This is a genomic window from Shewanella sp. MF05956, from assembly GCF_059758055.1.
Window position 1 is genome coordinate 22,509 of sequence record NZ_JCAYNV010000027.1, and the last position, 9,614, is coordinate 32,122.

Below are 9,614 nucleotides of genomic sequence, written 5' to 3' on the forward strand. Positions count from 1 at the left end.
ACAAGCCAAAAACCGTTTTATTCTGAGGAACATTTTGAATACACATTCCCCTACATCAGCTCAACAACCGCATGCACCATTCATACGATTGGGGTTAGCAATGTGGTCGCAAAACCATTGGCAGCAAACCGTGTATGGCAATAATGACTCAAGCCAGCGTTTAGCCCGCTATGCTGACATCTTTAATACCGTTGAGGGCAACACTACGTTTTACGCCACGCCATCAGTTACCCAAGCCAAAATTTGGCGCGCAGCAGTCAGCCAGGATTTTAGATTTACCTTTAAGTTGCCCAAGCACATTACCCACGAACTAAAGCTGCACAACGCCGGCCCCGCGTTACAACAGTTTTTCTCGGTGATGGCACCATTACTCGACGTAACAGGTATGTGGAAAATTCAATTACCGGCCAGCTTTGGTCCGCAACATTTGCCGGTTTTAGCGCAATTTTTAACGCAAGTACCTCAAGGGTTAACTTATGGTGTCGAAGTTCGTCATCAAGCCTTTTTTGCCAAAGGTGATGCCGAACGCGACCTTAATCGCTTACTTATTGATAACCAATGCAATCGCATTATTATGGACACTCGCCCAGTATTTGCTGCGCCGCCCACCTCTGCTGCGGTGATTGATGCTCATCAAAAAAAGCCTAAAGTACCAGTACATGCCATTGCCACTGCGCAACATCCTGTGGTGCGTTTTATTGGGCACCCACAAGCAGAAGCGAATGTGCATTTCTTTAAAAACTGGCTTAAGCAATTGCCATTATGGGTGGCCGAGGGCAAACAACCTTATGTGTTTATTCACACGCCAGACAATCAAGATGCACCGCAGTTAGCCGTCGATTTATATCGGTTACTACAACAGCAGCTTCATGACTCAGCCACGCCACTGGCAAACATCAACTTATTACCTCAACATAAAGACACCACTGCGCAACTGGGCTTTGATTTGTAATGTGACTTGGATGATTGATACATCAAGCTTTAAAGGCTTTGCCTTAAAGAATAATCAAAAAGTTTATGATATTATCAGCGCCGATCCAGCCTGCCATTGCAGCGCGTTTATGTTGATAAAGGAACCGCTATGAGTGAATCTGCAACCCGTTTAAATAAATACATCAGCGAGAGCGGCATATGCTCACGCCGAGAAGCCGATCGCTTCATTGAACAGGGCAATGTATTTATTAACGGTAAACGCGCAAAAATTGGTGACACCGTTGAGTTAGGTGACAAAGTGAAAGTGAATGGCCAGGACATTGAGCCACGTGACGAAGCCGATTTAGTGTTTATCGCATTGAATAAGCCTGTCGGCATTGTCAGCACTACCGAAGGTTCTGAGCGCGATAATATCGTCGACTTTGTTAACCACAGCGAACGGGTATTCCCCATTGGGCGTTTAGACAAAGATTCACAAGGGCTAATATTTTTAACTAACAATGGTGATTTAGTTAATAAAATCTTGCGTGCGGGTAATAATCACGACAAAGAATATGTGGTTACCGTAAACAAGCCTATCACCGATGATTTTATCAAAGGCATGTCTGCTGGCGTCCCCATCCTGGGCGTAGTGACCAAAAAGTGTAAGGTTGAGCAAGTGTCACCTTATGCATTTAAAATTGTGTTAGTCCAAGGCCTTAACCGCCAAATTCGCCGCATGTGCGAATACTTTAACTTTGAAGTCACCAAGCTTGAGCGCCAATCAATAATGAATGTGTCGCTTAAAGGATTACCGATAGGTGAATGGCGCGATTTAGACGAGCAAGAGCTCAGTACCTTAATGAAGTTGATTGAACACTCGTCATCTGAAGTAAAAAAAGCCCCGCAAAAAGCCAAGAAAAAGCCACTCAAGAGTATGCGCGACACCATTGAAGGCCCAGAACACTTTATGCAAGGTCGAGGCAGCAAGCCTAAAAAACCCGCCGCAAACAAGGGCAAACCTAGCCATTCACGCAAACCTAAACGTTAACCGCCTCACAGCACAAAGGGTATATCGTAAAGAATGGGTCTTGAATGAAAAAACACCCATTTTACCGTATGCAACAGGATTATAATGTTGTACTATATCGCCCTGCTCATTTAAACAGCAAAAAACGACCTCAAATACAGCGTGTAAACATGTACTTACGCTGTATTTGTCAAGTTCTAGCATGAGCATAATGTACAGCTCCATTTTTTTAATTTATCTTACTCGGCTCATAAACTGCACAAATTTAAATGCAAACAATGTGACAAGCCAAGGCAAGATCAGAGTTAGCGCCAAAAATACAAAATGAGTTAACAGTACGCAATTTTGATAACTAAGCGATGCCACTTTATGCATAACAGGCAACCGCGAGGCTCAAAAAATACCGCAAAGGGATGCTGTATTTTTAAACAAGGAAAGTAACATGCTCACTAAACACCTGCTTATTCTCGATTTCCCTCTACATCTGCAAGAGCCATTTCAGCATCTTGCAAATCTCATAGAATGCAATCTCATTACATGCAGTTCAAGCTGTGCATCTGCTGAGTTGTCGACGATTGCGAGTATAGAAAATAGCACCGCGATATTGATTCATTACCTTGAGCACCCGCTACAAGAGATAAGCTATTTATCTGCAGAATTGTTTAAGAGTCATTTGCATATTGCCTATTGCCCAGCGTTAAACGTAGAGCTCGAAGTGATTCTAATCTCTTCTGGATTTCATGCGGCGATGAGCATCGACGCAAGCCTGGTCGATCAAATACAGAGCATAAACAAAGTACAAGATGGCGATATTAGCTTTAGCGATAAAGCCGTATCTAAGTACATTTTGCAAAAAAAACGAGTTCCGTCGTCAGGCAACCGCGCTAAAATTCTTGCGGTGACCACAAAAAAAGAACAACAAATTCTATCGCTTATACTGCATGGACTTACTAACGAAGAAATGGCCAAAGAGCTCAACATTTCCGTTAACACGGTCAAAATGCACGTGCAAAATATTTATAAAAAAACCAAGATTAAAAATCGAGGTCAGTTATTTGCCTACGCGGCAGGTTAACCATCTCTTTTAATAAAACCGCATCAATACTGCATTCTGGACACGTATTCACTGGATAAAAGTGAGTTGACAGATGTATTACGATGCATCACGACACTGTGCGGTAATCAACATATCGGTGAAAGCACAGTCACAATCCAATGTAAGGACACATTAATGCACCATAAAAGTTTATTAGCCATTTTAATCTCTGGCGCACTATTAGCAGGTTGTGGATCATCAGACGATGACTCAACTACAGACACCACCCAACCAGATGCAGGTACACCAACTACCCCTACAACGCCACCAGTGTCTGAATATAACCATCAAATTGCTGGGTTAGCGGTTTATCAAGGCGCATTATCTGGCGCTACAGTGTGCGCTGATTTAAATAAAAACTTAGCTTGTGATAGCGATGAGCCATTCGCAATTACCGATGCTGAGGGTAACTATCAATTAGAGTGGACAAGCGAAGTTGAAACGCCAGACTATTATTTAGTGGCTAACTGGCAAGCGGCGGCAGCAACACAAGCAATCCAGGCCCGCTCTTTAGCGCTTAAGGTTAAAAACCCGACTAACCGAGCAACACCCAAATCGATTGTTGATGATGCAGGACAAGGTACATTAATCGCAAGCCCTCAATATAATGGCGCGATTAACAACCTGACGCATATCAAGCAGTCTCGCGTGATAGAAATGATGAATCAAAATCTGTCTGACAGTGAAATTAATCAACTATCAACCGAGTTAGACGCACTATTAGCTATTTTGTACCAATTAGATGCAAATACGCTGTACTCAGTTTCTGCTGAAATGTCAGCCAATGCTAGCTTTACGCGCATAGACTATGCCATTGCTTATTTACAGCAAGTCATCGCGACTCAAATACCAAACTTAATTGCAGCAGAAAAAATTCTTGCAGCTACGTATGCTCAACTTTGGCAAATATTAAGTGATAGCGGTCTTTCTATCGAAGAGTTTTTCTCAGATGACGCCTTTACTTTAGCCGCTAACATTCTCTTTAGTGACTCAGCCATCGCATTAGGATTTACAGAATTACCTATCGATTCTCGTATTCTGTCACAAAATGATTGGGATATTGTGCTTGGTAATATTATTAATGATAAAGGTTTCACTAATACCTTATCGCTATCGTTACTGTCACAGTTCAGTACATTCTCACTAGACAATGATGAGACAGGGAAGACAGTAATAGGGTCAACCTCTATTGACGGAATAGGGTATGTTACCGAATTTCCTAAAGATATAGATGAGCAAGAAGTTGAAATAGAATGCTGGAACACAACCCATAACGGTTGGTATACCATTGCACCATTGCCGAAGACTGAACCGTTTATAGAAGGTAATAGTTACAAAACAGTGTATGACTCAACAGATGTTAATGTCACAATTAATGTAGAAAAAATACTCACACCAAGTGATAGCTGGAGCTCAATACTTAATATTATTCCTGAAAGTCTTAAATTCAACACGATTAATTGGCCACAAACATTATATTCTATAAACGTATCTCAAGAAGCTGATGTCATGTGTCGTGAAGTCAATAATTATCAAATCTACGACCTTCCTGATTATGAGACAGCTGATATGATCACAGTAGATGATGTCGCTAGAGCACAATTTGATAGTTTATATCCAGAGTTTATCATCGTCGATGAGCAACAAAGTAAGATCACTCTGCTTGATATTGACCTGCAACCAGAAACGACATTTACAGTAGAACGCAGCATGAGTCCAAGTAGTCAGCCATTAATTATTAGCACTGAGGACGCTATAAATGATGAAGTTGCTGAGTACATTCTTCCTACATATTATTTAGTTGCAGATCAACAGTTAATTGAAGTCAATTTAAATAAAGCTTTCAATACGAAAGACGCAAATAATCAACTGATGTTGACTTATGACAATTCAGAACGCTTTACCCAAATATTATACAATCATCTATTGTCACTAAAAACAACACTATAAGAAGCTTATAGCTTACCCGCAATGTAAAAAACCATTAGCAAAAGCTAATGGTTTTTTATCAAGCAACAAAAAACTAGCCCGCTTTAATCATATTACCTTCTTTATCCTTAAAGCTACCAACAGCGATAATGATAAAATCAATCAATGACCATATGCCTAAACCACCTAAGGTTAACAACATTAAGATACCGGTACCAATTTTACCGACATAAAAACGATGTGCACCAAAAACACCCAAGAAAAAACACAGTAATAGTGTTGGCACAAAACCTTTATCGCTTAATTGAATCTCTGACATTGTAATCCCTTAATTAAATTTTTTGTCCCGGATAGGTAATTAATTTACCTTGTCCATCTTTATAGTTTCCAACCAATAGTATAAACGTCACGATCACAGTATGGATAACATCAATAATAAATAGGCCCAAACCAATCATAAATAGCGAAAAGTCATCAGACTGCATCAAACTAATACCTACAATCGCTAAAGCTAAATCAAATGCACCATGAGCCATTCTTCCACAATAAAAATGATGAATGCCCAATACGCCAAATATTCCAGATAGAATCACTGCTACTGCATACTTTTTATCCGATTTAATAACCTCTTGCATATTATCCTTAATATTTTCGAGATGAATAAGTTGTTAAATATATATAAATTAACAACTTAATACAACCTTAAAAACTGATAAGTGATTGATTCAACATAAACTAAATTAGTCCTGCCAAGCAAAACATTGCATTGTTACAAAAAATCAACACTTCAAAAAAATAAAATTGGCAATGTGATAGTCGTCAATCTTATTGCTCATTATCTAGTGCTTGCATTCGTTCAACATCTTCTTTGGTATAACCCATCGCATCAGAGATGTAACACATCTTCACCAGTTGGAACATTTGCACCAAACCACTCACCTGCCCTGCGTGCATTTGTAAGTTTAATACTGCCATCGTGGCCGCCATTTCATCACCTGGTGTGACCGTACTGCTTAACTCAGATAAAGATTGATTCTTGATCGCCACCTCATTAATAAGGCGATTATATTCAGAGACATTTTCAGGCGTATAACAGGTAGAGGTTTCTGGTAGTTCAGATAAAAACTGTTGGTACTCTTTTACAAATAACTTAGCTTGCACCAACGTCTGCTCGCCGAGCGCCTGTAACTCTGTAACCTTACCACTTTGAAATACTGCAGCTGCATTACCCGACGCAACGAGCTGATTAAACTCTTGCATCAACACTAATTGCTTGTCGGATAAGACTTTTGCATCTTGTGCTATTGGTTTAGTTTTGGCTTCAAATGCATCAATAGCGCCTTGATTGCTCGCCAATGCAGCAAAGCTCATTGTGGTAATGGCTGTAGTCATGGCCACCAACAAGCTGGCTTTTTTAAAAATATTCATCGATAACATCCTGTAATTGAGTTAAATAAGTAAGTAAATGGTTCCAGTATTCTGAGTCAGCGTTTCAGATATGGCATTAACCAACTATGAATGGCATAGCTGTATTCTGTGGGTAATCTAAAAGCTAACCATTCTGCACCTAGCCGAGTCACTAAATACGTATTTCTGGTAATATTTATTACGCCAATGATATCTGAACGTTTATAGTTTTTTTCGTTAAACACCCCATGTTTAACAATCAAAGCATCATTATAAATTCTGAGTTTTGTCCCCGCTGCGCGATAAAAAAATACCCAAGAAAAAAAGCCAATCAGTAACGTTGATAAAGCATATTGAATAGGCAAGGATACATAGGGTGTAAAAACGGATTCAGAAAAGAATAATATAAATATCGAAATAAAAAATGATATGCCTATGGTACTCATCGCAAACAGCCAAAATCTTAATGATGTAAAAGGCATGCCGCCTACAGTCAGTTGCTGAAAGCCAGATTCGCGTACTAAACCACCTGCTGGAAGTGCAGTGGGCTTATGGTCTTTTAATAACCCTTTAGTACTAAATTTATGCCTTTTATGCTGAACAACTAATGCTAAATCGGTATCAAAGTGTTTTTCAAAAAACATCACGATATTGATCATGGTTGAAACATTTCTGATAGTGATATGCCATTCAGGGTAGCTATAAAACTTAAGCGCATAATGATGCATAACGCTTTGTTGACGATCAAAAAAAGCGTTAAATTCACCGGTAATGAAACCAGACATTTCGAGTAATGAAAGATTGCTATTAGTCACAATCTCTTTTTCTTTGGTTATACCAAACCAGGACTTTGTTTTCACCACCTCTTTACGGGTTGCATCAATCGTTAATCGGTTACGCTTAAACATAGGAAAGAATAAACAACTGCCGACAAGGGCTATAATGAGTGGTATGAATATCTCACCGGTATCTTGGTAGCCAAACCAGCCTAAATAAATAACACCTGCCCCCATGGCGGCCATACCCATACCAAAAATAAAGTCGATAATGCCACCAGTATCTTGCAACACAATGCAATCATCTGTCTGCTTACAAATTTTATAACTCATAAATCCCTTTAATATTTTTTAGGCATTAAAAAAGCAAAGCCCTATTATTAATAAATAGGGCTTGTTTACTTAGTTAAGGTTTTTGGACAAAGTACCAACGTTTATTCTCAAATTGTTCAAAACCACATGAGCTTCTTTTGATGCTTTCCATTATCCCGGCTTTATATTTTATTTTTATACGCTTAATCTTATGACCTTTATGCATTTTGTCTATCAGTTTATCTTCCATCTCGAAAACATCGTATTTAGTTAAAGGCTCACTGCCAAAGCGTTTAAAATGATCTTCGTACCATACTTTTTCCAACCTTTCTGCGCGGCTTACCATTGATTTAGGCAATAAATGGAAAAAAAGCTCAGGGTCATTTTTCAAATAACTATTAACCATATAGTCTTGGCAGACGGCCTTTAGGTTCGCATCGGAACCATCTTCAATCCCCGCGAAGCGCTCTAGGGCACTCGCTGAAACACTAAATAGCATCATGCTACTTATGGTTATAAGGCTTACGACTAATCTCATATTAAACTCCATTTAACTTATACAATTCGGTATCGACTTTTATAAAAAATAAAAGTAAAACAATCTGTTATTTGATAGATTTGCCAAACAATCGTATTTTTTCGAAAAATTCATTTTGTGCGTTCGCATCAGCAAAACTAAAGAAGTAGATATCTTGCTGTAATTGGTTATACACATAATCATATAGCGCAGGGTATGACGGGTTTGCTTTCATCGACTCAAGCGTCAGTTTAGGATAACCATATGTCAACCATGCAAACAATGTCGTATCCAAAGAAACGGTCTGAACATCATTACCTTGAATAGCTAATGCATACAACTTTATGTATTCAGCGTCTTTCTTTACATACAGGGTTAACATTGGGTCATTTAGCGCTGGAAGATCCACTACCGTTACCCCAGAGGCATTGAGCTCTTTCACATTGCCGTCAGCATCATCATAGTACAAACGATCATACTCACTTGACAACGCTTTGGGTACCGATAAGCGTATTGAAAATTCATTTTTTATTTTTAGTCGGTGACTATTTCCTTTACCCCATCCATTTTGTAACTGAACAGAAAACTGGCTTATCTCATGTGGAATTTTAAATTCGATTTTTTTGCTATTTGAAAGGGAATGACTTTTAACATTGATATCACCGAACCAAGCCGAAGTATTGTAGTTAAAGTTCCAACCTTTGAATCTAATCACCTCGCCTTTAGCGTAGGTTCGATTATCAAATTCAGTAATAATAGGCACTTCAGGCGATAATAACTCGAATTGACGGGTATTAGTTTGTGTATCCATAGATGAATATACAAACACACTGCTTGAAAGACTGCTCGTTTGAAGAATACTCAGTTGGGGTATTTTCAATCTCAGTTTTCCATGGCTATCACTTACCACTTTTTGATTAAACAGCTCATCACCAATAAATAATACAAGGGTATATTCGGTATTATTTGAAAATGTTCCCGATAGTGAAATAGTTTGCCCTTGCATTGATTGCCCAGAAAGCTGCGTCTGTTCAGTTAAAATGGTACTTACGCCATATAACTTAAATTTTGTAGCATTAGAATCCGACTCATCAACTGGAACTAGCCTATTACTATCATAAATATCAAAAACGCCGTCTGCATCATCATCTAAATCAATGTAGTCAGGTGTATTATCAGCATCGGTGTCTGCCGGTATGCCCATGTTAACTGCTTCAACACCATCGATGATATTATTGCCATCACTGTCTGTATCAACAAAATTACCCAAGCTATCTTTATCAGCATCGGTGAATGACTCAAGCCAATCAGGTAAGCCATCGTTATCGGAGTCATCATCTAAAAAGTTTGCAATACCGTCGTTATCGACGTCAGTATTTAATTGACCATTTTGATAAACATAATATTCATAACTGTCTTTTATACCATCACCATCAGTATCCGACCGGTTTGGATTCATACCTAAAGCTATTTCTTTTATATCAGCCATCCCATCAGCATCATTATCGCAGGGTCACCGCATGAGTGTTTAATTTTTAACCTAACTACTAAATCCAGCCTTTAATACTGCTTCAAGCATCGATGGATTCATCATGCATCGCTTTTGTTTTCCAACAATGCTTATCTTCGTCGGCT

The 9,614-nt window shown here is 39.0% G+C and carries 10 protein-coding genes; 4 read left to right on the forward strand and 6 right to left on the reverse strand.

The window, feature by feature from the left end; genetic code table 11:
- The first annotated feature begins 82 nt into the window (after nt 1-82).
- The 4 genes from AC19MX_RS20140 (at nt 83) to AC19MX_RS20155 (ending at nt 4,988) form a co-directional block, all read left to right on the forward strand.
- On the forward strand, nt 83-952 hold the full coding sequence (locus tag AC19MX_RS20140; protein ID WP_498299685.1) for a DUF72 domain-containing protein: 870 nt from the start codon (nt 83-85) through the stop codon (nt 950-952).
- A 129-nt stretch (nt 953-1,081) separates the two neighbouring features.
- A complete protein-coding gene (rluF, locus tag AC19MX_RS20145; RefSeq protein WP_498299679.1) occupies nt 1,082-1,963 on the forward strand; it encodes a 23S rRNA pseudouridine(2604) synthase RluF in 882 nt (293 codons plus the stop codon).
- A gap of 421 nt (nt 1,964-2,384) precedes the next feature.
- On the forward strand, nt 2,385-3,017 hold the full coding sequence (locus AC19MX_RS20150; protein WP_160053420.1) for a helix-turn-helix domain-containing protein: 633 nt from the start codon (nt 2,385-2,387) through the stop codon (nt 3,015-3,017).
- 156 nt (nt 3,018-3,173) lie between these two features.
- The gene (locus tag AC19MX_RS20155; RefSeq protein WP_498299680.1) at nt 3,174-4,988 is read left to right on the forward strand and encodes a hypothetical protein; all 1,815 of its coding nucleotides are present in this window, start codon (nt 3,174-3,176) and stop codon (nt 4,986-4,988) included.
- A gap of 73 nt (nt 4,989-5,061) precedes the next feature.
- On the opposite strand, the gene AC19MX_RS20160 is transcribed toward AC19MX_RS20155, so the two are convergent.
- The 6 genes from AC19MX_RS20160 to AC19MX_RS20185 form a co-directional block, all read right to left on the reverse strand.
- Nucleotides 5,062-5,286 (reverse strand): NINE protein, encoded by a 225-nt coding sequence (locus AC19MX_RS20160; RefSeq protein WP_432365994.1) that lies wholly within the window; start codon nt 5,284-5,286, stop codon nt 5,062-5,064.
- Between the two features lie 13 nt (nt 5,287-5,299).
- Nucleotides 5,300-5,602, reverse strand: coding sequence for an NINE protein (locus AC19MX_RS20165; protein ID WP_432405408.1), 303 nt, complete (start codon nt 5,600-5,602; stop codon nt 5,300-5,302).
- Between the two features lie 190 nt (nt 5,603-5,792).
- Complete coding sequence (locus AC19MX_RS20170; RefSeq protein WP_498299681.1) at nt 5,793-6,395, reverse strand: hypothetical protein; 603 nt, start codon at nt 6,393-6,395, stop codon at nt 5,793-5,795.
- Between the two features lie 56 nt (nt 6,396-6,451).
- Nucleotides 6,452-7,483, reverse strand: a complete 1,032-nt coding sequence (locus AC19MX_RS20175; protein ID WP_498299682.1) for a hypothetical protein — start codon at nt 7,481-7,483, stop codon at nt 6,452-6,454.
- Between the two features lie 73 nt (nt 7,484-7,556).
- Nucleotides 7,557-8,000, reverse strand: coding sequence for a hypothetical protein (locus tag AC19MX_RS20180; protein WP_498299683.1), 444 nt, complete (start codon nt 7,998-8,000; stop codon nt 7,557-7,559).
- Between the two features lie 67 nt (nt 8,001-8,067).
- Entirely contained in the window at nt 8,068-9,468 is a 1,401-nt protein-coding gene (locus tag AC19MX_RS20185) for an IPT/TIG domain-containing protein (RefSeq protein WP_498299684.1), read from the reverse strand.
- Nucleotides 9,469-9,614: the final 146 nt, after the last annotated feature.

Excerpts from the sequence above, each read along its gene's own strand:
- AC19MX_RS20160 (WP_432365994.1), bottom strand. The coding sequence starts at position 5,286 with ATGTCAGAGATTCAATTAAGCGATAAAGGTTTTGTGCCAACACTATTA.
- AC19MX_RS20175 (WP_498299682.1), bottom strand. The coding sequence starts at position 7,483 with ATGAGTTATAAAATTTGTAAGCAGACAGATGATTGCATTGTGTTGCAA.
- rluF (WP_498299679.1), top strand. The coding sequence starts at position 1,082 with ATGAGTGAATCTGCAACCCGTTTAAATAAATACATCAGCGAGAGCGGC.
- AC19MX_RS20150 (WP_160053420.1), top strand. The coding sequence starts at position 2,385 with ATGCTCACTAAACACCTGCTTATTCTCGATTTCCCTCTACATCTGCAA.
- AC19MX_RS20155 (WP_498299680.1), top strand. The coding sequence starts at position 3,174 with ATGCACCATAAAAGTTTATTAGCCATTTTAATCTCTGGCGCACTATTA.
- AC19MX_RS20165 (WP_432405408.1), bottom strand. The coding sequence starts at position 5,602 with ATGCAAGAGGTTATTAAATCGGATAAAAAGTATGCAGTAGCAGTGATT.
- AC19MX_RS20185 (WP_498299684.1), bottom strand. The coding sequence starts at position 9,468 with ATGGCTGATATAAAAGAAATAGCTTTAGGTATGAATCCAAACCGGTCG.
- AC19MX_RS20180 (WP_498299683.1), bottom strand. The coding sequence starts at position 8,000 with ATGAGATTAGTCGTAAGCCTTATAACCATAAGTAGCATGATGCTATTT.
- AC19MX_RS20170 (WP_498299681.1), bottom strand. The coding sequence starts at position 6,395 with ATGAATATTTTTAAAAAAGCCAGCTTGTTGGTGGCCATGACTACAGCC.